This is a genomic window from Bacterioplanoides sp. SCSIO 12839, assembly GCF_024397975.1.
GTDB lineage: Bacteria > Pseudomonadota > Gammaproteobacteria > Pseudomonadales > Oceanobacteraceae > Bacterioplanoides.
In genome coordinates this window covers 575,984-601,072 of the sequence record NZ_CP073745.1, presented here as the reverse complement: position 1 = coordinate 601,072, position 25,089 = coordinate 575,984, and the positions used below count along the sequence as shown (strand labels likewise).

Below are 25,089 nucleotides of genomic sequence, written 5' to 3'. Positions count from 1 at the left end.
ATTCAGCAGCCAAAAAGGAGCGCCAGAATGAGAACGTTACCGATAAATAGAAAAACCGTCGCCTCATTATTCACCAGCCTGTTATTAACAGCGTGTGGAAGTGGAGAAAGCAACACCAGTAGCACGACACACGATCCAACGGAAAACCCTGTTGAAGCTTCCGACCCACAAACACCTGACCCACAAACCCCAGCCGTTCTGACAGCACTGGATCAACAACTGCAACTGTTGATCAGCCAACAGGATTTATCGCGCTCACCCATTGCTAATCGCAGCATCCCGGATATTGAATCTGACATGGCGCAGTTGGGAAAAGCGCTGTTTTTTAGCAAAAGCCTGGGGGGCGATTTTGACAGCGCCTGTGTCACCTGCCATCACCCGATGCTGGGTGGAACCGATCAGTTAAGTCTGCCGGTTGGTGTTGGAGCCGTTTCTCCGGATGTTCTTGGGCCTGGCAGAGTCCACCACTCCGGCTTACCGGAAGTGCCACGCAATTCTCCCACGGTGTTTAATGTAGCCTTATGGGATAACAGCTTGTTCTGGGATTCCCGGGTTGAAAGCCTCGGCAAGGAAACCAATGCGAATGGCGCTGTGAGTGGCATTCGCACACCCGATAGCGCCTATTTACAGGCGGATGCTAACGCCGGAGGCAACCTGGCAGCGGCACAGGCACGATTCCCGGTTACGTCTGCTGAAGAAATGCGTGGAACTACCTTTGAGTCAGGCAATGATAATAATTCTGTACGCGATCATTTAGCCGCACGTATTGGCAATTATGGTGACGGCCAGGGTGAATTAGCCCGCAACGAATGGTTGGCACTCTTTCAACAGGCTTTTGCTCAAACCGCATCCGCAGAAAATTTAATCACCTTCGACAATATCGCTTTTGCCATTGGCGAATACGAACGCTCCATGGTGTTTATTAATTCACCATGGCGTAATTATCTGGATGGTGATACCAGTGCACTGTCTGATGCTGAAAAACGTGGCGCGTTGTTATTTTTTAATACACCACAACAAGGAGGGGCGGGTTGTTCCGCTTGCCACAACGGCCCACTGTTGAGTGATGAACAACATCACACCGTAGCGTTTCCACAGATTGGTCCGGGCAAAGGCGATGGAGCCAACAGTGTCAGCAACATAAACAACAGCGACGACTTTGGCCGCGAACGGGAAACCGGCAACACAGCCGATCGTTATCGTTTCCGCACACCTTCGCTGTTAAATATTGCGCAGACAGCTCCTTATGGTCACGCCGGGTCGTATGCAACGCTGGAACAGGTGGTGCGTCATTATGTGAATCCGCGTGCCGCCATTGACAGTTATTTCCGCAATAATCGCCAATGTGATCTGCAACAATTCCGCGATATTAACGACTGTCGTACTCTCTATCTGCAATCGTTAAACCACAGCCTGGCAGCCGCTGACAAACTCGATACTGAACGCCGCAACGGCACTTCACGTTTGCCAGGCATTCGCCTGGATAATCAGGATGTGAGTGATTTAGTCGCCTTTTTAGAAGCATTAACCGACCCTTGCATTGAAGACAGAGAGTGCATGGAGGATTGGATTGCCGACGATGCCAATAACATCGCTGATAATCCAGACGATCAGTTATTAATTGCGCGGGACGGCAATAATAATTTGTTGTGAATGATTCAGTGGGTTAATCAACCAACACTGACCCCGGCCGCAACGATTCGCTTACATCAATGTCCCAGCGTTTTAGCTGGGATTGACTGTAACGATACTGGCCACGTTCGGCCGTTTTTATTCCTGGTAAACTATCCGGCTGGCGACGTAAGATACGTTTAACCAAGGCTGCCGCTTCTTCTCCCTGCTGCTTACCCACCAGCACCACACCACCAATCGCTTTGTCGTATCCGACGGAGAAATCCCAAAACGAAAAGACTGGAATCGTGCTGTTTTTATTGATCCAGCGAATAATATCTTCTGAATCGACATGGCGGTTTTCGCCGTCAAACACGGTATGATACAAACCAATAATAATGGCATCGTAACCATGATGTTCAGCACTTATCACGGCGTTATGCCACTCATCCAGTCGATTCGATAAACGAAAATCCACCTGTAATTCAGCAAAGTCCATCGATGCCGCACCACCGGTAAATTCATTAATTGCGATACCGGAGGTATGGCTGTCATCAAATAAGATCAGAATTTTTTCCAACTGATAGTTAAACAGTCGGTTAGCCTCGGTAATGGAACGCCGGAACAAGGGGCGTTCGAGAATACCCGTCACATTATCAATATCAGCCAGCCCTGTTGCTCGCGGATTGGCATTAACCCCCAGAAAAACAACCGGCGTATTTGTGTGTTTCAATCGGGGCACCATATATTTTACGGCATTGTCATCCCCGAGAATCACCAAATCAGGGGCAATAGAAGAGTATAACTGCCAGGCTTTGTCAGCCTGTTGTTGGTAAGCTGAGGGAGACAGGCGTTTTGTGTCCATTTCAAAGGTCACCAGCTCATACTCTGACAGATTTTCCCGCAGAGCTTCGAGGTAACTGGCATCCCACGGGTGCTGTTGATGATAACTTTCAATCACCAGAATGGTTTTACGTTCGGCCAACCCCGGTAGTGACAAAGCCAACAATATCAGTACCAGAATAACCCGGGTGATGTTCATGGCCAGCCTCCTTGAATTGATATCAGAACCAATACTTCAGACTAGGCGATAACAGAAAAAGTAACACCCGACTTTAGCTATAGCGACACAAATGACAGCCGATACCAGAGCGGTATCAGCTGTCAGCAGATTCAGTGGTATTCGTTCACTCTTGCTGCAAAGTTTCTTCGGTAAGTCGAGCAGTCCATAAAGCTTGTCTGCATGCCTTGCTGGTGATATTTTAAACATTAATAAAGGTGTGCTTAGCGCATGCTTGAAAAGGATTACTTGCTATGACCGATTGCTATGGAAGGTTTCTGAATGAAGTCTGTTCTTGCCTATGGAATGTCGAAGAATCTGGCGATTCCTTGCAAAGTAGGGTTAGCTTGCAAGGTATGCGACCTTGTAAGGACGGATTATTAAAGTGTTAGATTTTAGCGATGAAATATTATATTCGAAAAGGAGTGATCAACTAGGGTGAAGAAAATTTCAATTCCTACTGTTTCCGTCGTTGCAATCGGGTTGATTGCTGATTTTGTTACTATTTCATCCGTAGTTATGTCTTCTAAAAAGAGTGAATTCGGGGTCAACTACCTATTTACGGACATACAAATATCTAGCTGGCATATGACCTTTATTTGGTCTGTGTCTCTACTTACGTATTTTGGTTTGCTGAGACATTATTGGGAATCGGTATTGTCGAATAACTGCGATCAATCTTTCTTGGATTACATTATTGATGACCTGATTTTAGGTTTTAAACATCCTTTTCTATTAATACCAGGGCTGATTGTTTTTGGGATGTTCTTTTTCATATGGGAGTATTGGAGTTTCCTATTCATATTTCTATCTTTATTTATTATTGTTCCTTGGCTTGCAATGCATTACGAAACTAAGAAAGACAATGAAAATTCGGCTAATTTGGCTTTTATGCAAGAAATAGTTGATAGCAAATGGATAGAATTGAGGCAGCTGATTACCAAGCAGCTAAAGGGTTATCAATTTATTGGCACAAGCACTTTAGCTGCTTGGGGGGATGTTCATGGTGTTTCCAAGCCAGGCTTACAATACGCGTTAAAGCGTTACGCTTCTGAATACCCTGGCAAAGTTAAATATGGAGCAGTGTTCAAAAGAAAAACTGGATTTTTTGAGGAATCTCTATATGCGAATAACGTTCTAATATCGATAGAAGGCTTAGATCAAGAAACATACAGCCACTGACTAGAAGGTAAAAAATCTAACAAACTAGGTCAGTAAGAAAAATTTAGCGCGGCTTCGCAGCTAAAAACAAATGTGCCTCTGCTTAGGGGCGTTAGGCATCAACTATGACAACTATTCTTGATATTGTAGATACTGCAGTAAAAATTGGACTTGGCGCTTCCATTGCTGGATTGACATCGTATTTTCTTTCTGATCGAAGCCATAAGAATGAACTAGAGAAAAGTGCAATTGAAGATAAAAAGAATTTGGTAAAAGAGCTAACTATTAAATTGGAAAATGTAGAGGCTTGTGTTAATGAAGCCGCACTACATTTTCATTCTGGAGACGTAATAAAAGCTAAAACTGCGTTGCTTCCAGCGACTAGCGATGCATATTCAGTTAGAGCTATATCTAATCTTGTTGGAAATAAAGAAATGGTTCATGCCATGAATGGAATTACTGACATAGTAGAAAATATTTACTTTGAGCTTAACAGCGCTCAACCATGTCAAGGCGCACTAGATAATCTAGACCGTAAATTGACTAAAGTAAAATTAGCAGTTTATCCGCATATCCGGAATACATATTTGGAGTCAAATGCCTAACAAGCGACGGTGATTCAACTGTGATTTTGCTCCGATAAAACAGACACCCAAATCTAAATAAGATTAAGGTGTCCGTAACATTCCAGCCTCACGTTCACCCTTGCTGCAGAATCTCTTCTACAAAATCTAAACGATCCTGGCCAAAGAACATTTCACCTTCGACAAACATGGTCGGCGCACCAAAACAGTTACGTTTAACTGCCGCTTCAGTGGCATCAATCAGCTGTTGTTTAACGGCTGGGTCCTGAGTGGCTGCCAGCAACTCGTCAGCAGGTAGGTCATTATCCAGCAGAACCTGTTTAATCACTTCCGGGTCGGCCATATTCAGTCCTTGATTCCACAAGGCATCAAACATCACATTGTTATATGCCTCTGCAACACCGAGCTTTTCAGCGGCAAAACAGCCGCGCATCAGTGGCAATGTATTCACCGGGAAGTGAGGGTTCATTTTAAACGGCACCTGATAACGCTTAACAAAACGCGGCACATCGTGCTTCAGTAAATACATGCCTTTTACCGGAATAGCTGCCGGTGGTTGGTTTTTAGTGGCTTTATGAACACCGCCTAATAACATTGGGCGGTATTCAATATTCACGTCGTATTTTTCACGTAAATAATCAAAACGCTTGTGGGCCAGGTACGCCATCGGGCTGCCAAAATCAAAATAAAATTCGATAGTTGTGCTCATGTTTTTTCTCTTTTAAGTCTTACTTATTTTCCTAAGAAGCGTAATCGAAGCAGGCAGCTTCGTCTCACCATTTTTCGGCCCATGGACGAACATCCAACTCAAACGTCCAGGCATTACGCGGCTGTTGATGCAACATCAGGTAGTTTTTTGCCAGATCATCGGGTTTTACAACACCGTCTTTTTCTGCCAATTCTGAATACTTCGGGTGATTATCCCGAATCCATTGAGTATCCACCGCCGCATCAATCACCACATGCGCCACATGAATATTCTGCGGCCCCAACTCGCGTGCCATGCTTTGTGCCAGTGCGCGTAAGCCATGCTTGGCGCTGGCAAATGCTCCAAAACCTGCACCACCCCGAACGCTGGCAGTTGCGCCGGTAAACAGGATGGTACCGCGCTTGCGCTTGGTCATCACTCGCGCGGCTTCTCGCCCGGTCAGGAAACCAGAAAAACAAGCCATCTCCCAGATCTTCATAAATTTACGACTGCTGGTCGACAGAATACTCATCGGCACATTCGCTCCGATGTTAAAAATCACCACTTCAAGCTCGCCAATATCCGCTTCGATTTGAGCAAATAACTGCTCCACTTGTTCTTCATTACGGGCATCGCAACTGAAACCACGGGCATCGTGACCTTCGGCCTTCAACTCTTCTACCAAAGGCTGTAACTGATCGCCGTTACGGCGTGCCATACAGGTAATAAATCCGGCTCGGGCAAACTGGCGGCTAATGGCAGCGCCAATGGCATCTCCGGCACCCATTACCAAAGCAACTTGTGGCTTATCAGACATGACTCAACTCCTGAAAGGAATGTACTTGTTATCGGTGATAACAAAGTTATTCGATACAAAATCCGTGTACAAACCATGATTTCTACGCTATAGAAAAGATATAGTTTCTCATACCATTACAAATCGAGTCATGACCTTGTCATCCCGTACCCCACCCATTCAGTTTATCCCGGTATTTGAAGCCGCCGCCCGTCACCTCAGTTTTAAACAGGCCGCGGCGGAGCTGAATGTCACGGCACCGGCGGTGGGCCAGCAAGTAAAAGCATTTGAACAGTGGCTGGGGGAAGACCTGTTTTTGCGCCACACCCGCAGCCTTAGCCTGACCGATGCCGGAGATTATTATTTTCAGATTGCACGTCAGATGATGCAGTTGCACCGTCAGGGTTATGTTGGTTTTCAGCGGCGTTTTCAAAGTCGTTCGTTGCACATCAGTGCACCATTGTTTATTGCTCAGGAACTACTGATGCCGAACTACCTGAGCTTTGCTGACTATGCGACCGATACCGAACTGCGTATCGAAGCGCGCAACCGCTATGTCGATTTTGAGACGGAGCAGATCGATGCCGCCATTCGTTTTGGTGATGGCCAGTGGCCGGAGCTTTACACACAACGTTTATGCTTTTCTGCCGTTACCCCGGTATGCAGCCCGGTTTACGCTGAAGCGCACAGTGTTGAAGAATTACAAGATTTAGTGTCCCACCGCCTGATCAGTGAATCGGAAGATATGGCAACCTGGCAGGCTTTTCTGGCATCGGACACCATCGCTCAAATCAAGAACCGCATTATTTGTGACTCACATTTCGCCGCTGTTAAAGCCGCTGCTGATGGCCTTGGCATCGCACTGGCCATTCTTCCCAGCGCCAACCGCTGGATTAACGATGGTCGTCTGGTGACACCTTACGGGAAACAATTTCAAACTGAGCGGGGATATTGGCTGGTAACTCCGAAGTCCAACCAGAACAAACCTGAGATCCAGGCCCTGCATCACTGGCTGACACAACTGTTTCGCGATATTCCGGTGCTGACTACACCTTTACCGGACGCCTGACAATACATGCATAACGGCACATGGCATCTCAATACATGGCATCGGCACGCCTAAGGATTTATCTGCTGCGACTGTATGCCATTTTTTAGTAAGGGATACTAAAAAATGTCACTACGACAGCCTGTCTCGGCTGATTAACATCATAGGCCAATATGCACACCGTAGAGCGCCGTTTGTTATGCCGCATACGTCCCTGTCACGACGCCAGTTTCTTAAAATATCCGTATTGTATTCGGGCGGTTTGTTAGCCTCATGTTCCTCAGCGATGCCGTTATCGGCTTCGACTTCCAGCGACGACACGCCTGATGTGACGCATACCTGGCTGCATATCGATGAACACGGCGTGATTACCTATCAGGTGCCCTCGGTTGAGATGGGCCAGGGGGTGGAAACGGGCCTGACGATGATTGTGGCCGAAGAGCTGGATGCCGACTGGAGCCAGGTTCGTACCGAGTTTGCCACTAATCATCCGGCCTTTAACAACCCGATGTTATACGCCCAGATGACCGCCGCCAGCCGCAGTGTATGGGCATTCTGGGAGCCTATGCGGGTGCTGGGTGCCGGCGTGCGTCAGATGCTGGTCGAGGCGGCTGCCGCCAAATGGCAAGTCAGTGTGGATTCGTGCCGTACCGAGCAAGGCTGGGTGATTCATAGTTCCGGCAAAAAACTCAGCTATGGTGAATTAGCACAGTACGCTGCGCACTTAACACCACCCCGCAATCCAACGCTGAAACAACCGCAAGACTTCAAGCTGATCGGTCAATCGATTCCACGTGTCGATATTCCGCTGAAAACTGCGGGCGATGCGGTGTATGGCGTCGACGTGAATATTCCGGATGCCCGCACCGCTTCGATTCGTCTGTGTCCGACGCTGGAAGGCGACTTAGCCTCCTACAATGCCGATAAAGCACTGGCTTTGCCCGGTGTTGAGGAAGTGATTGCCATCCCGAAAGATTTAACCAATCAGTTCCAGCCTGCGGGTATTGCAGTGGTCGCGGATTCTTACTTTACCGCGCAAAAAGCACTGGCCTTAATTGATATTGAGTGGTACGACGGCCAATACGCGAAGCTCAGCAGCGACAGCATTCGCAGCAGCATGGTTGATACTTTGAACGAGATGGAAAAAGGCGATACCCGCCCGTTCCAGAAAAAGCTGGAGGTGGAATACGAGACGCCATTCTTAACTCATGCGCCGCTTGAACCAATGAATGCCACAGCCCGCGTGAGCGATACACATTGTGAAATCTGGGCACCAACACAAAACACCTCAGGCGCTGAAAAATGTGCCACTATCCTCACCGGCTTGGATGCCGAAAACATCACCGTACACACCCCCTACCTGGGAGGTGCTTTTGGCCGCCGCTTAGAAATCGATTATGTGGTGTACGCCGTGTATGTGGCACAACAAAGCAAGGTACCGGTAAAGCTGATCTGGTCGCGCGAAGAAGACATGAAACACGGTTATTACCGCCCTGCCAGTGTCGCGCGTTTTCAGGTTGGATTAAACGATCAGGGATATCCACAACTGTGGCACAGCCAGATCACCGCACCGCATTATTTTGGCCGTTTTCAATCGTTGACCATGCCTGCCACGCGACACTTTCCCATCGATAAAATGACCAAAGGTGCCGTCGCTTCGGGCATGACCGACAGCCTGATTGCAACGGGGCCGTTTCCGTATGCCGTTGATGATTTTGATATGTCGGTTGAGCTGGCAGAGCTGCCAGTGCCCACCGGTAACCACCGTGCTGTCATGCACTCTTACACCGGCTTTTATGCCGAATCGGTGGTGGATGAAGCAGCACACCTGGCTGGTATTGATCCTTACCAATACCGCCGCCAGTTACTGCTGAATACCCTTGAGCAATCGAACTGGGTGGCCAATAAAAAAGGCCTGGATCACCGCCGTTTATTAACCGTATTAGATCGTGCCGCTGAAGAGGCTGGTTGGGGCAAACAAGCCAGTAACCATCATCAGGGGATTGCCGTATCGTTCTCCAATAAGAGTTTTGTCGCTCAGGTCGTTGAACTGTCGATAGATGAACAGAAAAAAGTCATCATTCATAAAGTGACTGCCGTGGTCGATTGTGGCGTAGCGGTTAACCCGGACAGTATCAGAGCACAATTTGAAGGCGGTATTTTCTGGGCCTTGTGTGGCACCTTTATGGAAGAATTAACCTTCCGCAACGGGCAGGTAGAACAGAATAATTTTTACGATTACCAGACCCTCTATACCCGCCATATGCCACAAGTCGATGTGCATATTATCGCCAGTGCAGAACCACCCAGCGGCGTTGGCGAACCAGCAATTCCAGCGCTGATTCCAGCCCTGACCAATGCGATTTATGCTGCCACCGGAGAGCGCATCCGGCGCTTACCGATTAAACATTACGGTTATTCGAACGGAGCCTGAGGATGAACACAATTACCATTAATGGCCAAACCATTGAACTAACCGACAGCGACAGCAATAACGACAGCGACAAACCGCTGCTGTGGTTTGTGCGTGAAAATCTGGAGTTAACCGGTACCAAGTTTGGTTGTGGTGTTGGTATGTGTGGTGCCTGTACCGTGCACGTGGATGGCTACCCAACGCGCTCGTGCATCACCCCGGTGAGCAGTGTGCTGGGCAAATCCATTACCACCATCGAAGGCCTGAGCGAAGACAACGACCACCCGTTGCAACAAGCCTGGGTTGAACATCAGGTGCCTCAGTGTGGCTACTGCCAATCCGGGCAGATTATGACGGCTGCCGCACTGCTGGAGAACAACCCAACGCCCTCTGATGAAGACATTAACAATGCCATGAACGTGATTTGCCGCTGTGGTACACACCAGCGCATTCGCAAAGGCATCAAAGCCGCGTCAGAAGCATTGATCGCCTCATCGGATTAATCGAAGCTATTAAGCAATAAGTGAAGATCAATTTAAATAATTGATAACACCACTCTATAGTCAGTGCAGATCCTTCAAACAGGGCTGCCTGACTATGCAATCACAGCAATCCATCTCATCCGCTAACTGCCACCCCTGCCGTGCTGAAATCTGCGGCCCTGAATTACCTCAACAGGGCCATGCTCTTGTTGCCGAAGGTGGTGGCCAACGTGGTGTGTTTACCGCGGGTATTCTCGATGCTTGGTTACATGCTGGATTTAACCCGTTTGAGATTTTAATCGGCACGTCTGCTGGCGCTCAAAACTTATCCAGTTACATGACCTGTCAACCGGGCTTTGGTTATCACGCCATTACCGAGTTATCGTCGCAGCCGCAATTTTTTAAGTGGCAGCGTTCTTTAATTGGTAAACACGCCGTTGATCTCGACTGGTACTTCGAGCAGGTTCATGGTCAGGCTTCAGGGCTGGATATCGAACGTGGTTATAAGCGTTTGCAGCAACGCCAACTGTATTTTTCGGCAACCCGCAGTGATAACCGCCGTGCCGAATTTTTTTCGCCGGATAAAAACAACTGGATGGATATGTTAAAAGCCTCCAGCGCGTTACCCGTGCTGTATAAAGGCGGCGTGAAAATTGGTGAGCATCATTATGTTGATGGTGGTCTGTCGGCGCCGCTCCCAGTGGAAGAAGCGTACAATCGCGGAGCCCGAAAAATCACGGTATTACGCACCGTAACGGAAGAAACCAGCTTAACCTCACCCTGGGTGCACAAAATTAAATCGATGATTTGTAATTCGCACTACTGTCCTAAAGTCATTGATTTAATTACCCATCATGAAGACAGCTATCAGCGTAATCTGGCGTTTATAAACAACCCACCGGCGGATGTTGAAATTGAGCAGATATTTCCTCAGCAAGCGTTGTCCAGCTCACTGGTAGGCAGCTCAAAACACGCTTTGCAGCAGGATTACCAAAGGGGAATTGAAAGTGGCAAACGTTTTTTAGTACAGCAAACCTTAGGATGAAAATTTCGTGCGATATTCGCTCGGCGCCAACCCGGTATTACGTTTAAATAATTCTCTGAAAAAACGCACATCCTCGTAGCCGCAATCACGGGCAATCACATCAATATGTTTCAGATTGGTTTCAAGTTCTTTTTTTGCGGCTTCAATCCTTAGCGCCTGAATATAAGACAGTGGTGTTTGTTGCAGCGCTTGTTTAAAGCGGCGCTTAAACTGGCGCTCACTCAGGTTAATTAATTCAGCCAGCTCCTGCTGAGTACATGGCTCACAAGCATGTTGTTCCAGCCAATCCTGAACCAGATGAATTAAATGATCCTGATGTTGCCGTTGTGGCATAAAGCTGGCGTATTGCAACTGGCTATGACGGTCGAGGTCAATCAGAACCGATCTGGCCACCTGGCGAGCAATGGCGTCACCAAAATACTGGCGCACCAATAATAAGCTCATATCCTGATAAGCACTGGCGCCCCCAGAACAACACACCTGACCATCCTGAGTCAGCATGGCACCCGGCTGCCAATCACATTCCGGGAACTGCTGTGCCAGCCAGTCGATCACAGCCCAATGACTGGTGACCCGCTTATGGGCTAACACACCGGCACAAGCCAGGACATACGCGCCGGTACAAATACTCACTAATTGGCTGCCCTGCTGCTGCAAGGCCTGAATCCACTGTAATGTTTTTGGAGCAATCTCCTCTGTACGCATTCTCGGATCACCAATAGCCCCCACAATCACCAAATCAGCTTGTTTCACATCCGCTATTGTCTGGTGCGCCTTCAGGCTAACACCACCATTACCGGCCACCTGGAGCTGACGCTCGGCAACGATCTCGATACGCCAGTCTTCTACCCCAGCTAGCCTGCAGGCCAACAGCAGGATTTCCATCGGCCCGGAGACCGATGACAAAGGACAGTTATCCAGTGCAAGAATCACGCAGCGTTTCATAGGTGTCTCGATAATTCAGAAAAGATACGTCCCGATTATCCACCCAAGGAGGCATAAATGCCACTAACGAGTGATAACTGACAGGCGCTACACTGGATACCAGTTGACTACTCCCCTGATAAATCAAAACCATTGAGAGCAACGTATGAGCGCCCATCAAGAGCTGATCAAAACCTTTTACACCGCCTTTCAGAATCTCGATTATGAGACGATGAAAGCCTGTTACCATCCGGATGCTTACTTCCGTGATGAAGCATTTGAGCTCAACGGTATTGAACCGGGAGCTATGTGGCACATGCTGTGTGAACGTGCTGATGGTATGACCATTGATTTTTCAGTCACCGAAAAAAACGGCCAAGTAACCGCCCACTGGGAGCCTAAATACAACTTCAGTCAGACCGGGCGTTTTGTTCACAACATTATTGATGCTGAATTTGAATTTAAAGACGGCAAAATTATTAAACATATCGACCGTTTTAACTTCTGGCGCTGGAGTCGCCAGGCGCTAGGCCTGCCGGGTTTATTACTGGGCTGGACGCCATTATTGCGTAAAAAAGTCAGCCAAATGGCGATGGGCAATCTGAAAGCATTTATGGCAAAGAATTACTGACAATAACGATTATTGCTGACAACAATTTTCGCTTCATTCTTACTCTAACTACATTACTCACCTTCACCACCCTCTGTTGTTCCCAATGCAGAGGGTGGTTTTTTCAGCTATGCGTTCAACGGACATTCTGTATTTTCATCGACAATATACTGCTACAGCTTTATATTTGGCACCTCTGAATCACTGGTTTTTCAGCAGTAGGAATCCAATAATGAAAACAATACTCTCCACTCTGGTTATTTGTTGCAGTGTGATACTCCCAGTTCAGGCCGACGAAGTTTATCAACAAACTGCCGTTGATATGTGCCAGAACCTGAAACAAAAAACCTATACCAAACAATGTTTATCCATGGTTAAAGAAGCTCGTTTTAACGAACCTGCGATGGACCACTGTCAGAAACTGGGCAGTTGGAACAAAACCAAATCGTGTCTGGAAATGATCAAAAACAACGACTATCAGGAAAATACGTTACTGCTATGTCAGACAGCCAGAGGATTTAATAAAAATTTCAAAGATTGCATGAAGGAAATTGCGAATAAAGCTTATGTTTCTGATATTGAGGTTAACTTATGCCAACAGGAAAAAGGTCTGAATAAGCAGATCAAATGTCTGGCAAACGCTAAAACACGGCCGATTGCAGAAGTTGAGCAGCAAGCACAGGAAAACAACTCCGTTGCGTTACAAGAGCTGCAGCTTAAAGTAAAAAAAGCGTATGAATTATTACGTGCAAACCAATCAGCTGATGCAACAATTCTGCTGCATGAGTTAGTCACTTCATTTGAAAAACAGTGATATACAAAAAAGCACAGCCAGGGCTGTGCTTTTTTACAGATTAAAGATCGGTGATATCAGGCTGCTTCAACCCACATCACACCCACTTCGGTTTTGATAACTTTAACCAAAGTACCTGCGGCAATTGGCTGCTGGCTTTTCAACTTCCACTGCACACCAGAATAGGCGCGAGTGGTATTCCCCTGAATATCAACATCCACTTCGAGAATAAATGTCTCTGCTGCAAAGTCGCTATTCACTTCCTTGCTCTCAACATTATTCTGCATCCGGCGCAGCGGCTTCCATAACCCCAGCGCCAGCACGGTAGTCAGTAGTGCATTACTCCAAAGCGCAGTAACCAAAGTGGTATCAAGCAAACCAACAGTCATCGCCAGGCCGGTAATCAGCAGCGAGGCTCCCAGAAACAACAACACAAAGGTAGCGAACCCAAGCACAGCCACTTCAATAATTAATGCAGCCAGGCCTGCTACCATCAGGATCTCGGCCATATTGTCACTGCTGAAAAATTCCATCATCTGGTCTCCCGATCTCTAACCAATCAGCTCTGTTGTTTATTCAGAGAGTTAATAATCGACATCGAAGAAGCGACCAGAGCGCTGGCATCGGTATTATTTTCTGGCAACAGAACAACAGAGGACTCACGTGCAATCGCTTCTTTGGCACCAATCGCTTTGGTCGCCAGATCCAGCTGAATGGCTTTTTGACCTTCAGCAGTGTTTGCTGCTTCACCGACTTTGCGTAACGCTTCTGCCTGTGCATCCGCTACCGCAATAATCGCCTGAGCTTCACCTTCTGCATTCAGGATTTGTTCGGCTTTGTCAGCTTCCGCTGCCAGAACCTGTGCCTGCTTTTTACCTTCAGCGACGTTAATGGCTGATTGACGATCCCCTTCAGACTCCAGAATCTGAGCACGTTTAACCCGCTCAGCTTTCATTTGTGCTTCCATGGCATCCATAACAGAACGTGGTGGCACAATGTCTTTAATTTCGTAACGCAGTACCTGAATACCCCATGGCTCAGACGCTTCGTTAATGGAATTGACGATCGATGCATTTAACTGGCTACGCTCTTCGAAGGTTTTATCCAGTTCCATTTTACCCAGTTCAGAACGCATGGTGGTTTGCGCCAGTTGTGTTACTGCAAATACATAATCATCAACACCGTAGCTGGCTTTGTAAGGGTCGAGTACACGAAAATACAGAACACCATCAACCGTCAGCGTGATGTTGTCACGGGTAATTGCAGATTGGCTTGGCACGTCTACCGCTTGCTCTTTCAAACTACGGTCAGCGGCAATCTGATCAATAAACGGGATAATGAAATTCAGACCCGCTTCTTTGGTAGATTGGTATTTACCAAAACGCTCAACCAGCCAGGCACGGTTTTGTGGTACAAATTTGATGCTGCTTTTCAGAACAATCAGCACCAGAATTAAAGCAAATGCTTCAACGGTAAAAAGAATATTAAAGATAAATTCCATACGTACGTCCTTATTTTAAACTTCTATAAATATTAGGGTTATTAATATAGCAAACCTACCCCAAAACCAAAGCCATCCAGCGATGAATTTTCGGCATTAAGGCGACGGTAGTAACTTCTGACAAACCAATGTCGCTTACCGTACACCAGAGCATATTCACTATCGGAAAGATCGAGTTCATCGCCCATTGTTGCAATACGGCTTGCGGTCAGCCAAACGTTATCGAACATGCGCAGTTTTAATGCCAGCCTGAGTGAGGCGGAAGAAGTATCATCATTTCCCTGCAGCCAATACTTTCCAAGGCCCGCATCAAACTCCACACGGGCGCCGTAATACAAACGATAGTTAACACTAAAGTTAGAAACCAGCATCTCATCGTCAATATCCGGCTCCAGATATTTTGAACGGCGGTAGAATAAACTGATTGGGCCGTAACCTGTTTCCAGGCGTAAATCGCGCCATTCAATATCATCGCCACTGCCATAGCTGATATCGGCTAATAAAAGAGGTACGCCATAATGCCCATCCGCATCTTCCGATAAATCCGGAATATCGATGGGCTCCTGCAAAGTACGCTCGGATTGTTTCAGGCTGCCTTGTGTTCCCGTCGTCAACACCTGGTCAGTAGCGTGTGCGGCTGCATATACCGTGGTTTTAACGACGACTTCAACAATGGGAAAGAGGATTGCTTCCACCATAGCACCAGCAAAACCAGATGTTTCTGAGCTGCGGCTCGATGATTGTGAGCTTTTACCCGATGATGGCGAATGTTTTTTAGAAGATTGTTTCTCTGATTGAGACGTCGTAGCCGACTGTTCAAAGTCATCCAGCTTACCAGCCATGGCTGGCAAGCTCAGAGATAGCAATAAAAGTGCTGGTAATAAACGCATCCTTGCTCCCTGAAATCTAACCGCGATCGTTCGCCAGGAAAGAATACAGCTTCAGGTCAACGGATTGCCCTTCAAACTCTTGCTGGGCTGGCAAACATCCTTCCAATTGAAAACCAAGCTGTTTGAGATAGTCTTCGTGCAATGGTGAATCTTTTACCAGGCGCATTTCCAGGCGGTTTAACTGCAGCTCATCAAAACAGAAATTCATCACCGCAGGAATGACTTCCGCCAGTACCGAAAAATCGACTTTATCGCTTAATTCCCACCAGAACTGAGCGCTTTCGGTCATCCAGTTAATCTTCTGAATGCCAACACGGGCAATTAATTGCTTATCAAAAGCACCTTCGACCATCCAGCAGGCACTTTCACGCACCTCAAAACGCATCGCCACACGGCGCAGTTCGTCGAGTGATTGTGCAGAAACCGACATGGAGGCTTTCGGGATATGCGCCATCACTCCGGGCTGGCTTAATAGCTCATACAATGCATCGCCGTCTTGGTCAGCTTGGGGTAAACGCAAGGAGAAGTTCGGAGTCGAAAAATTCCAGTTCATGATTCTTCTCCTTCTTTACGGCCGCTCTCTTTTATATCAAGAACTCGGTTCAGCTGAATGATATCAACGTAGGATTTTTCACCGCTATCGTTCACCAGTTTCCAGGCTTCGCGCATAGTCGCACTACGTTCGAAACCGATATTTTCCAGCGTGGTTAACAAGGCTTCGTCTTGTCCCTGAATCCACTGATAAGCGAAGTTACGCAGGTGGTATTTTTCGGCCATAAAATCCATACACACCGCCAGCGCGCTGGCGCGTTGCTGGTTAGTGAGTGCTGCTAAACCATCCACTCGCAAAGTGGCGCGTAACAGTGATGGCTGCCAGTCAAATACGCTGACCATACCCTGAAATTCATCGTTGATTTCCAGCGCCCACATGATGCCACGCTGGGTTGCGGCCATTTGTACGCTGAGTTCGATCATCCGTGCGATGTGATCCTGTGCCTGCTCGGATTCAGGATCTAATGGCCGTTGTCCCGGTAATTCCGGATGCTGGTAGAGATTTAACAGGTTGGCCTGATCGTCGTCGCTGAGGGAGCGAACGCGGCCGCGGAAGTCTGCACCTTCAAATTGCAGCTCGGGTGTAAAATTCATAATAATTCCGATACTAAACAGTACGGACTCGGATATTTTGCTTTCGGGGCGCTGTGAATACATCCCTGTACGCTAATCGATCACATCCTGTGATCGACCCCTTCAGCAAAACATCCGAGCCCGTACAACGTCGAGATTTATTAGGCGGTGAGTCGTATTGATTTTCAAAAGCAGCGACAGGATGTCGCGGTAGCGCGGCAGGGCCAGGGATGGCCCTTCCGCGCGGCGGCTGAAAACAATACGGCTTACCGCTCTTTCTCATCAATAATCGTCATCGCCCTCATAACCGTGGGCGAGGTTTTCAAAACGGGTGTGCTTGCCAATAAAGGCTAAGCGGTCGGTACCAATCGGGCCGTTCCGGTGCTTACCGGTAATCAATTCGGCCACACCTTTATCCGGTGAATCTTCGTTATACACTTCGTCGCGGTAAATAAACTGAATAATATCCGCGTCCTGCTCGATCGCACCCGATTCCCGCAGATCCGAGTTCACCGGGCGTTTGTTCGGGCGTTGCTCCAACGAGCGGTTCAGCTGCGACAGCGCGATCATCGGGCAGTTAAATTCTTTTGCCATGGCTTTTAACGAGCGCGAGATTTCAGAAATTTCCTGAGTCCGGCCTTCTGATGGGCCAGACACTCGCATCAACTGCAGGTAATCCACCATGATCATGGCCAGATCGTTGTTGTTCTCGCGATACACTTTGCGCGCGCGGTTACGCATCTCTTGCGGTGTTAAGGCTGCGGTATCGTCAATGTAGAGCGGCAGGTCTTTGAGCATATTCACAGCCGCCGACAGCTTCGGCCAGTCTTCATCCACCAGCTTGCCACTACGGATACGGGTCTGGTCGATTTTGCCAATCGACGACAACATCCGCATCACAATGGATTCCGATGGCATCTCCATCGAGAACACCAAACATGGGCGCTTGGTGGCTAATAACGCATTTTCCACCAGGTTCATGGCGTAGGTGGTTTTACCCATCGACGGACGCGCCGCAACAATCACCAGATCCGCTTTTTGCCAACCGGAAGTACGGTTATCAATCTCGTTAAAGCCGGTGGTTAAGCCTGATAGCCCATCCGGCTGGTTAAACATTTCATCCAGCTGATCGAGCGTGCTCTTCAGAATCGGGGCGACCACTTGTGGGCCACCGTCCTGGCGGTTGCCCTCGGCGATTTGAGCAATGGATTTTTCGGCATCCGATAACAAGTCCAATGCCGTGGCACCATCCGGCTCGTAGGCCTTATCCATAATGTCGGTGGCGGCTTCAATCAAACGACGCTGCTGAGAGCGCTCACGCACAATCTCAGCATAAGCACCACAGTTATCGATGGACGGTGTCATATCCACCAGGCGACTTAAGTAGGCTGCCCCACCGACTTTATCGAGTTGACCGCGCTCTTCGAGTTCTTCAGCAACGGTAACGACGTCAATCGGTTGCTCTGATTTCACCAGGTGGGTGATGGCACGAAAAATCTGGCGGTGATCCTGACGATAAAAATCGGAATCTTCGGTGGATTCCGATACCGACTCCCAGGCGCGCTCGTCCAGCATCAGCGAGCCTAACACCGATTGTTCCGCTTCTACCGAGTGTGGCGGTGTTTTGCTGGAGGCAACCGTAGCGCCATATTCGCCATCCGCTTCCGGGATGTAATCGTCGTTTATAAAGTCAGACATACGGAGTTGTTTTCAGAAAATCCAGAGACAATAAAAAAGGCACTATCAGAAAGAATCTAATAGTGCCTTTTTACAGCGGCGCTGTCATTAACAGCGCGCCATGGACTGATCAAACAGTCTCTTGTACACAGTTCTTATTCAGCAACTACGTGCAGTTTCAGAACAGCGTTTACTTCTGCGTGCAGGTGAATCGCAACGTCGAACTCACCAACAGAACGGATAGGACCGGTAGGCAGACGAACTTCAGCTTTGCTCAGTTCAACGCCAGCTTCGGTAGCCAGTTCCGCGATGTCACGGTTACCCAGAGAACCGAACAGCTTACCTTCGTCGCCTGCGCGTACTGCAACAGACAGCTCGATGCCTTCGATTTTCTCTTTACGGCCGTTTGCTTCAGCCAGTTTCTCAGCAGCTGCTTTTTCCAGCTCAGCACGACGAGCTTCGAATTGCTCAACGTTTGCTTTAGTCGCAGGTACTGCTTTGTTTTGTGGGAACAGGAAGTTACGAGCGTAACCAGGCTTAACGTTTACTTGTTCGCCCAGTTCACCCAGGTTTGCTACTTTTTCTAACAGGATAATTTGCATTTTTAATTCCTCATTACAGGGCTAAAACTGTTTCTGAAATCAGTCTGCCGTGTCTTTTGGTAGTCGCGCGCGGAAGTTCCAGGCACTATCCAGACACGCTACGAAAATTAGTAATGTGTACATGTATGGCCCTAACACGAATAAACCGATGTATACCACGGTCATCCACGCAGGGCTGGCTTTGGTCTGCGTGACCAGGCCATGGAACAGAGCCAGTCCGGCAAGCATCAGCGGTATGGTAAATACCGGCATCAATCCTGCCAGCTCCGGATCTAACTGGCTGGCGCTGAACATCACCAGAATCACCGGTAATGTAAATGCCAACGGCAGTCGAAGCTGTTTGAACTCAGTACCAAACCCGCCAGGGTTATAAAAGGTACTTTGCCAATAGCGTCCCAGTAACAGACACAACATAAATACCAGCGAATGAAGCGCAGCCAGTACGCCATTCATCATCGGGCCAACTAAAGGCTGTATTTGAGCGGCCATTTCCGGCTGCTCTTTTAACGCCTCAGCAATGGCTTGTTCACTGCTGGCAACCACCTGAGGTAACACATCAGGTAATACCGATGGCAGCAGAAAATACGCCACAATGCCCAATACTGCGGATGCCATCACCGTCCAATCAAGACGAATACTGGTACGCAGCATCACCGCCAGGGCGCTGGTGCCCAAAGCAGTTAATAACGGAGTCGGATCGCCCATGGCCAGCCAGGCAATACCCGGCAATAACGCCCATAACACAACCTGACCCGCTTGTTGCCAGCCATACCGCAAGATCACCAGTGCCAACAACGCAGCACCGATCCAGAACAATAACGGGAAAGCTAAACAACCACCGGCCGCGACAGCTGCCTGCCAGCGACCGGACATGGCCCATTGAGCCAATTTTTTCATCACATTCAACCTAATTTGAGATCCAATTCTACGTTCACCAAGCGTAAGCGAGGCCATGATAGCAAGGCAAAAATGACCAAGTTCGCGCAGTGTATGAAGATATACATGAGCACAACGAGGTCATTTTTAACAAAGCTAGCGCAACGCAGCTAGCTTGGATCAATCAACTTAGTTGTCGTGCTGATCAGTGTACGGCAGCAGTGCGATGTAGCGCGCGCGCTTGATCGCAGTAGACAGCTGACGCTGATATTTTGCACGAGTACCAGTGATACGGCTTGGTACGATTTTGCCAGTTTCAGTGATGTAGCCTTTCAGAGTATCCATATCTTTGTAATCGATTTCGGATACGCCTTCAGCAGTGAAACGGCAGAACTTACGACGACGGAAAAAACGTGCCATGATTAAATCTCCTATTACTCAGCGCTGTCTTCAGCTTGGGTCTCTTCAGCAGCTTCTTCAGCAGCTGGTGCTTCTTCTGTAGTCTCAGCAGTTTCCTGACGAGATTCAGAACGACGACGATCTTCGCGGCTTTCAGCAGCTTTGATCGGAGAAATTTCGGTAATAGCTTCATCACGACGGATTACCAGGTTACGCAGAACAGCGTCGTTGTAACGGAAGTTGGTAGTCAGTTCGTCCAGGGCTTCCTGAGAACACTCAACATTCATCAGAATGTAGTGTGCTTTATGAACGTCGTTGATTGGGTATGCCAGGTGGCGACGACCCCAGTCTTCGAAGCGGTGAATCTGGCCACCGTCAGCTTCGATTGTGTTGGTGTAACGCTCTACCATGGCTGGTACTTGTTCGCTCTGATCTGGGTGTACCAGAAAAACGATTTCGTAGTGACGCATTGTCAGCTCCCTATGGGTTTTAGCCTTCCGGCCCATCCGGTAAGGCAAGGAGTTTGTCCTCATGTCTAACAGGAGACATGAAATCAACCGATAAAAACCGACCGATCAAGGGACAAAATGGAGCGCGGATACTAACAAACCCGAGCGAACAGTTCAAATATCAGGCAAATTTTCCGGATTTAAGCTCTAAAACCGCTGACTTTGTATCGGTTTGTATATAAATGTAAAAAAATGCATTGAGCAGAAATTGAATAAAAAATATACTCATCCGCCACTAAAGAACGAACAAGCAGAGCCTGATATGCCTTCCTCAACACCGGTAGCCTTGCCTTTATTGATCACGACCCTGACATTAACCGCCTGCGGTGGTGGAGGCAGCAGCTCTTCCGATCCCACGCCAGAAACCAATACACCTGAAACGACCGAGCCAGCACCCGCCTCCCCCTCCGGTAATGCCTTGCTGCGCAGCACAAACCTGACAGCCGGAGAACAGTGCCCAACTGGCGGTACACGCGTCGATACCGGACTGGATAGTAATAACAATGGTGTATTAGACGACCAAGAAGTAACCGAGACTCAATATATCTGTAATGGTGCTGACGGTGCTGACGGTGCTGACGGTGCTGACGGTGCTGACGGTGCTGACGGTGCTGACGGTGCTGACGGTGCTGACGGTGCTGACGGTGCTGACGGTGCTGACGGCAAAAATACCCAGTTGCCCATCATTAGCAACTCCCAGGCAAATGAAGACAGTGGTCAGATAACCTTTACTCTGTCACTTCCTGAGCCAGCAACCGAAACGGTGACGGTGACCTGGGGCACGGTCGATGTCACCGCAGAGTCCGGTGAAGACTACCGCGCCAGTGCCGGCGAACTGGTATTTGCGGCAGGTGACCAAAACAAACAAATTCAGATTGAACTCATCGATGATGACCGCTATGAGTGCAGCGAATATTTTATGCTGCAGACGAGTAGCACTCTGGGTAGCTCTGCCGGTTTTGGCCGTATTGATTACGATGGCGATGCCGGTCCGCAACTGAGCTTCGCGCAGTCAGCAATGACTATTAATGAGAATGCTGGCAACGCTACGGTTCAGGTTGAACTGCAAGAAGCCAGCTGCATTGATAATCAAATAACGGTTTCTCACTCACAAGTTGCCGCCTTAGATCCTTACGCCGAACATGCTCAGGCAGGCAGCGACTTCACCCTAACCAGTAGCTTTATTATTCCAGCCGGGCAAACGTCTGCCAGTTTTGATGTCACCATTATCGATGACAATGATAAAGAACTGCGCGAAAGCCTGCTGATTAATTTATCGGGCGCTGGTCAGATTGAAATGCCGGCCAATCCTCTTCAGCTGGATATTTTACCGGTCACCGCCCGCATTTTTGGCGGTTATTACTCCAGCTGCGCCTTGTCTCAGGACAATCTTTTAAAATGCTGGGGCTATGGAGAGGACTATAACTTCGCCACTGGCGGAGAAAAAGAATATGGCACCGCATATGGAGAAGCCGACCTGCAATACAGTTGCAACGAAGGTAATGCAGAAGGCCTGATGGTTATCCAACAAATCGCTAACGATGACAACACCTGCAGCGACATGCTTGGTGGCATTAGTTATCGCCGTGGCCCAGACAATAATGGCAATGGCCTGTTGGATGATGATGAACAGAACAAAACCGGCAAATACTGTAATACCGCAACAAAAACCTACATTTACCGCGAGGAGCCTCTGAGCGCCGATAAGTTTGTTTGCGAACAAGGTGGTAAAGGCCTGTATGTTGGTGTCGATGACAACAACGATGGCAAACTCCAGATTTCAGACATGGGTTCCAACCTGCCCCCGGCACTGATTGGCGATGAACCATTATTAGACCTTACCCTGGGTGAAGACTTCAGCTGTGGCTTGTTCTCTGGTGGCGATCAACCCAGCGACAATATCGTTAAGTGCTGGGGTGACGATGATTACACCGGTCTTGAGCGTGACAATGGCAATAGCTCAGTTACCGGTGACGACCTAGCGGAATTAGGCAATGCACTGCCTGCCGTTCAATTAGGAACCGACCGTTACGCCACGGCCATCGCTGGCGGCGATGATCATACCTGCGTGTTATTGGATAACGGCCGGATTAAATGCTGGGGAGAGGCAGGCAGCGGTCAACTGGGTTATGGCGATACAACCGATCGTGGTGACAACACTGGTAGCATGGGCGACAACCTGCCTTATGTCGACTTAGGAACCGATAATGAAGGCCAGCCTCTGCTCGCTAAATCAATCAGTGCCGGATACACCAGCAGCTGTGCAGTACTGACCGATGGCCGCGCGAAGTGCTGGGGCCGGAATCGTTCCACCATATTAGGCCTCAATGATGACGAGAGTTATAAAGGCAGATCCACCTTCGATATGGGCAACAACCTGCCTTTTGTTGAGCTCAACAACGACCTGGCTGAACAGATTGAAATTGGCTACCGACATGCCTGTGCCATTCTCACCGATGGCCGCGTCCGATGCTGGGGTGATAATGGAGACGGCCAGATTGGCTTAGGCCTTAGCGATAGAACCATCGAGAGTACCGCCTTTGAACGCAGAGAGTCCCTGTGCGCAGATCAGAACTTGCTGGGCCGGGTTAATGTGATTGATCCAAGTGACCCGGCGACCAGTTGTGACCTGGGTGGACTTGAATATCAACAAGTGACCGACCTCAATGGCAATGGCGTAATCGATAACAATGAACCCAGCAGTACACGCGAATACTGCCATACCGACTCACAAACCTATATTAGCGAAACCCGCTCACTGCCAGTTGGCTCGGCATATTGCCCGGATGCCGGAGGCACACAAATCGATATTGGCTTTGATAACGGCGATGGCCGCCTCAGCTCCATCGTTCGCCGCGATGAAAATATCCTGCAAACTGGCCAGGGGCTGATGTTTGATCAGTTAATTGCTACCTATTACAACACCTGTGCACGCCTTTCTAACGGCGAGCATCGATGCTGGGGTGACGAAGATTACGCCATTAATGGCGACCCGAGTGGTAATGACTGGGGCGATGATGATGGTGAGCTAATTGCCACAGCACCGCAGCCAGATATGGGCAGCGGCCGAACAGTCGTTGAGTTTGCCGGTCGTGGGTACCAGATGTGTGCCTTATTGGACAACCATGACGTCAAATGCTGGGGCTACAGTGAATACGGCGAGTTGGGCCGTACACAATTTTATGATGAAGAAGTTGGTGATGATGAGGGTGAAATGGGCGATAACCTGCCCGCAGTAGAGGTCTATTAACTGCTCGTCTGTTAAAAGCACCTGCTATTAGCACCCCTGTTGAATAACACTGCGACATCCTGTCGCAGTGTATTTTCCCGCAAAAGTCTTAATATAATCCATGGGCTATGAGGGTGGCTCAGCAGTTTATAAGACGCCCCCAGATCCATCTTCGGCATCGGTCAATGTCGGGATTGATCTAGGGGCGTTTTTTATATAGCTGTAGATTCACAGTGTTCAGAAAAAGTACTGTCTTGATACTCGCCCTTTACCCACTTCCCTTTTAAGTGCGTACCATCCGAATACCTGACCTCTCCTTCTCCATGGAACATACCGTTAGCAAACTCTCCGACATAAATATCACCACTGACATATGTGAATGTTCCTAAACCATTCCAATAACCATCACGATATTGTCCCTCGTAAAGATCACCATTTGGCATAAGGGTCTGGCCAACACCGGACAACAATCCTTCTTTCCATTCCGCGTTAACTTTCGCTCCATCAGAATAACTGCAACGACCTTTACCATGCATCAAGCCATCTCGATATTCAGCCTTACATACGTCACCATTGCGGCCTGTAAAAACACCAACTCCATGATATACACCGTGCTTAAACTCGCCTTCATAACGATCTCCCGTTGGATCAATATAAATGCCATAACCATGCAAAGAGCCATCTTTAAATGACCCTTCATGAGTCCAGCCAACACCGGATGTAAAGATCCCTTGTCCTTCTATCAAACCACTGTTGAATTCTCCTTTATAAGAAGAACCATCGCGCCACTCCAATTTTCCCTGACCATGGAACAGCCCATCTTCACAGTTGCCAATGTAAACAGACGAGTCTGGAAGTTTTGCTTCACAGTGTTCGGCATCGATATCACAAGACACTACGAGACAAACAAAGCCTATCCATTGATAAAATTTCATAAATCCTCTCCCTGAACCCATAACTATCAACATTGAAGTATCAGAATGCCACCTAATAACAGCCACAACAAACTAGGTGATATTCACTACCTCTTTAAACACAAATATCTTTTCTTCAACATCAAACCCAA

At 48.3% G+C, this 25,089-nt stretch carries 25 protein-coding genes; 10 read left to right on the top strand and 15 right to left on the bottom strand.

The genetic code is table 11. The annotated features are described in order from the left end of the window. Positions 1-27: 27 nt before the first annotated feature. On the top strand, positions 28-1,653 hold the full coding sequence (locus KFF03_RS02870) for a cytochrome-c peroxidase (protein WP_255858773.1): 1,626 nt from the start codon (positions 28-30) through the stop codon (positions 1,651-1,653). A 13-nt stretch (positions 1,654-1,666) separates the two neighbouring features. On the opposite strand, the gene KFF03_RS02865 is transcribed toward KFF03_RS02870, so the two are convergent. Further along, positions 1,667-2,653: an ABC transporter substrate-binding protein gene (locus KFF03_RS02865; protein WP_255858772.1), complete on the bottom strand. Its 987-nt coding sequence runs from the start codon at positions 2,651-2,653 to the stop codon at positions 1,667-1,669. 456 nt (positions 2,654-3,109) lie between these two features. On the opposite strand from KFF03_RS02865, the gene KFF03_RS02860 reads away from it, so the two are divergent. Together KFF03_RS02860 and KFF03_RS02855 are read left to right on the top strand one after the other, a co-directional pair. Next, a complete protein-coding gene (locus KFF03_RS02860; protein ID WP_255858771.1) occupies positions 3,110-3,853 on the top strand; it encodes a hypothetical protein in 744 nt (247 codons plus the stop codon). Between the two features lie 104 nt (positions 3,854-3,957). Then, positions 3,958-4,437, top strand: coding sequence for a hypothetical protein (locus KFF03_RS02855; protein ID WP_255858770.1), 480 nt, complete (start codon positions 3,958-3,960; stop codon positions 4,435-4,437). Positions 4,438-4,531: 94 nt separating this feature from the next. On the opposite strand, the gene KFF03_RS02850 is transcribed toward KFF03_RS02855, so the two are convergent. After that, entirely contained in the window at positions 4,532-5,125 is a 594-nt protein-coding gene (locus KFF03_RS02850; RefSeq protein ID WP_255858769.1) for a 2-hydroxychromene-2-carboxylate isomerase, read from the bottom strand. 64 nt (positions 5,126-5,189) lie between these two features. Beyond that, positions 5,190-5,921 (bottom strand): SDR family oxidoreductase, encoded by a 732-nt coding sequence (locus KFF03_RS02845; protein ID WP_255858768.1) that lies wholly within the window; start codon positions 5,919-5,921, stop codon positions 5,190-5,192. Positions 5,922-6,051: 130 nt separating this feature from the next. Here KFF03_RS02845 and KFF03_RS02840 point away from each other — a divergent pair, with 130 nt between their 5' ends. The 4 genes from KFF03_RS02840 (at position 6,052) to KFF03_RS02825 (ending at position 10,888) form a co-directional block, all read left to right on the top strand. Then, positions 6,052-6,969 carry a LysR substrate-binding domain-containing protein gene (locus KFF03_RS02840; RefSeq protein ID WP_255858767.1) on the top strand — a complete coding sequence of 306 codons (918 nt, stop codon included), beginning with the start codon at positions 6,052-6,054 and terminating at the stop codon, positions 6,967-6,969. Between the two features lie 178 nt (positions 6,970-7,147). Further along, on the top strand, positions 7,148-9,382 hold the full coding sequence (locus KFF03_RS02835; RefSeq protein ID WP_255858766.1) for a molybdopterin cofactor-binding domain-containing protein: 2,235 nt from the start codon (positions 7,148-7,150) through the stop codon (positions 9,380-9,382). Positions 9,383-9,384: 2 nt separating this feature from the next. After that, positions 9,385-9,864 carry a (2Fe-2S)-binding protein gene (locus tag KFF03_RS02830; RefSeq protein WP_255858765.1) on the top strand — a complete coding sequence of 160 codons (480 nt, stop codon included), beginning with the start codon at positions 9,385-9,387 and terminating at the stop codon, positions 9,862-9,864. A gap of 94 nt (positions 9,865-9,958) precedes the next feature. Further along, entirely contained in the window at positions 9,959-10,888 is a 930-nt protein-coding gene (locus tag KFF03_RS02825) for a patatin family protein (protein WP_255858764.1), read from the top strand. On the opposite strand, the gene KFF03_RS02820 is transcribed toward KFF03_RS02825, so the two are convergent. Further along, positions 10,880-11,833: a GlxA family transcriptional regulator gene (locus KFF03_RS02820; RefSeq protein ID WP_255858763.1), complete on the bottom strand. Its 954-nt coding sequence runs from the start codon at positions 11,831-11,833 to the stop codon at positions 10,880-10,882. The genes KFF03_RS02825 and KFF03_RS02820 overlap by 9 nt on opposite strands. A gap of 145 nt (positions 11,834-11,978) precedes the next feature. Here KFF03_RS02820 and KFF03_RS02815 point away from each other — a divergent pair, with 145 nt between their 5' ends. Both KFF03_RS02815 and KFF03_RS02810 read left to right on the top strand, forming a co-directional pair. Beyond that, the gene (locus tag KFF03_RS02815) at positions 11,979-12,443 is read left to right on the top strand and encodes a nuclear transport factor 2 family protein (RefSeq protein WP_255858762.1); all 465 of its coding nucleotides are present in this window, start codon (positions 11,979-11,981) and stop codon (positions 12,441-12,443) included. 211 nt (positions 12,444-12,654) lie between these two features. After that, entirely contained in the window at positions 12,655-13,236 is a 582-nt protein-coding gene (locus tag KFF03_RS02810) for a hypothetical protein (protein WP_255858761.1), read from the top strand. A gap of 56 nt (positions 13,237-13,292) precedes the next feature. Here KFF03_RS02810 and KFF03_RS02805 read toward each other — a convergent pair whose 3' ends face one another. From KFF03_RS02805 to rpsF, 10 genes are all read right to left on the bottom strand, one after another. After that, entirely contained in the window at positions 13,293-13,751 is a 459-nt protein-coding gene (locus KFF03_RS02805) for an NfeD family protein (protein WP_255858760.1), read from the bottom strand. A 23-nt stretch (positions 13,752-13,774) separates the two neighbouring features. Beyond that, entirely contained in the window at positions 13,775-14,716 is a 942-nt protein-coding gene (locus tag KFF03_RS02800; protein WP_255858759.1) for a slipin family protein, read from the bottom strand. Between the two features lie 41 nt (positions 14,717-14,757). Further along, positions 14,758-15,606, bottom strand: coding sequence for a hypothetical protein (locus tag KFF03_RS02795; protein ID WP_255858758.1), 849 nt, complete (start codon positions 15,604-15,606; stop codon positions 14,758-14,760). 16 nt (positions 15,607-15,622) lie between these two features. Beyond that, positions 15,623-16,159 (bottom strand): GNAT family N-acetyltransferase, encoded by a 537-nt coding sequence (locus KFF03_RS02790; protein ID WP_255858757.1) that lies wholly within the window; start codon positions 16,157-16,159, stop codon positions 15,623-15,625. Further along, positions 16,156-16,752 (bottom strand): hypothetical protein, encoded by a 597-nt coding sequence (locus KFF03_RS02785; protein ID WP_255858756.1) that lies wholly within the window; start codon positions 16,750-16,752, stop codon positions 16,156-16,158. The genes KFF03_RS02790 and KFF03_RS02785 overlap by 4 nt, the downstream gene beginning before the upstream one ends. Before the next feature lie 261 nt (positions 16,753-17,013). Continuing rightward, entirely contained in the window at positions 17,014-18,417 is a 1,404-nt protein-coding gene (gene dnaB / locus KFF03_RS02780; RefSeq protein ID WP_370647471.1) for a replicative DNA helicase, read from the bottom strand. Positions 18,418-18,563: 146 nt separating this feature from the next. Further along, positions 18,564-19,010 carry a 50S ribosomal protein L9 gene (rplI, locus tag KFF03_RS02775; RefSeq protein ID WP_255858754.1) on the bottom strand — a complete coding sequence of 149 codons (447 nt, stop codon included), beginning with the start codon at positions 19,008-19,010 and terminating at the stop codon, positions 18,564-18,566. A 39-nt stretch (positions 19,011-19,049) separates the two neighbouring features. Then, entirely contained in the window at positions 19,050-19,907 is an 858-nt protein-coding gene (locus KFF03_RS02770; protein WP_255858753.1) for a hypothetical protein, read from the bottom strand. 168 nt (positions 19,908-20,075) lie between these two features. Next, a complete protein-coding gene (gene rpsR / locus KFF03_RS02765) occupies positions 20,076-20,306 on the bottom strand; it encodes a 30S ribosomal protein S18 (RefSeq protein ID WP_068659206.1) in 231 nt (76 codons plus the stop codon). Positions 20,307-20,320: 14 nt separating this feature from the next. Then, entirely contained in the window at positions 20,321-20,755 is a 435-nt protein-coding gene (rpsF, locus tag KFF03_RS02760; protein ID WP_255858752.1) for a 30S ribosomal protein S6, read from the bottom strand. A gap of 301 nt (positions 20,756-21,056) precedes the next feature. On the opposite strand from rpsF, the gene KFF03_RS02755 reads away from it, so the two are divergent. Then, positions 21,057-24,044 (top strand): Calx-beta domain-containing protein, encoded by a 2,988-nt coding sequence (locus tag KFF03_RS02755; RefSeq protein ID WP_255858751.1) that lies wholly within the window; start codon positions 21,057-21,059, stop codon positions 24,042-24,044. Between the two features lie 191 nt (positions 24,045-24,235). Here the strand turns inward: KFF03_RS02755 and KFF03_RS02750 are convergent, their stop codons facing one another. Beyond that, entirely contained in the window at positions 24,236-24,958 is a 723-nt protein-coding gene (locus tag KFF03_RS02750) for an MORN repeat-containing protein (protein WP_255858750.1), read from the bottom strand. Positions 24,959-25,089 lie beyond the last annotated feature (131 nt).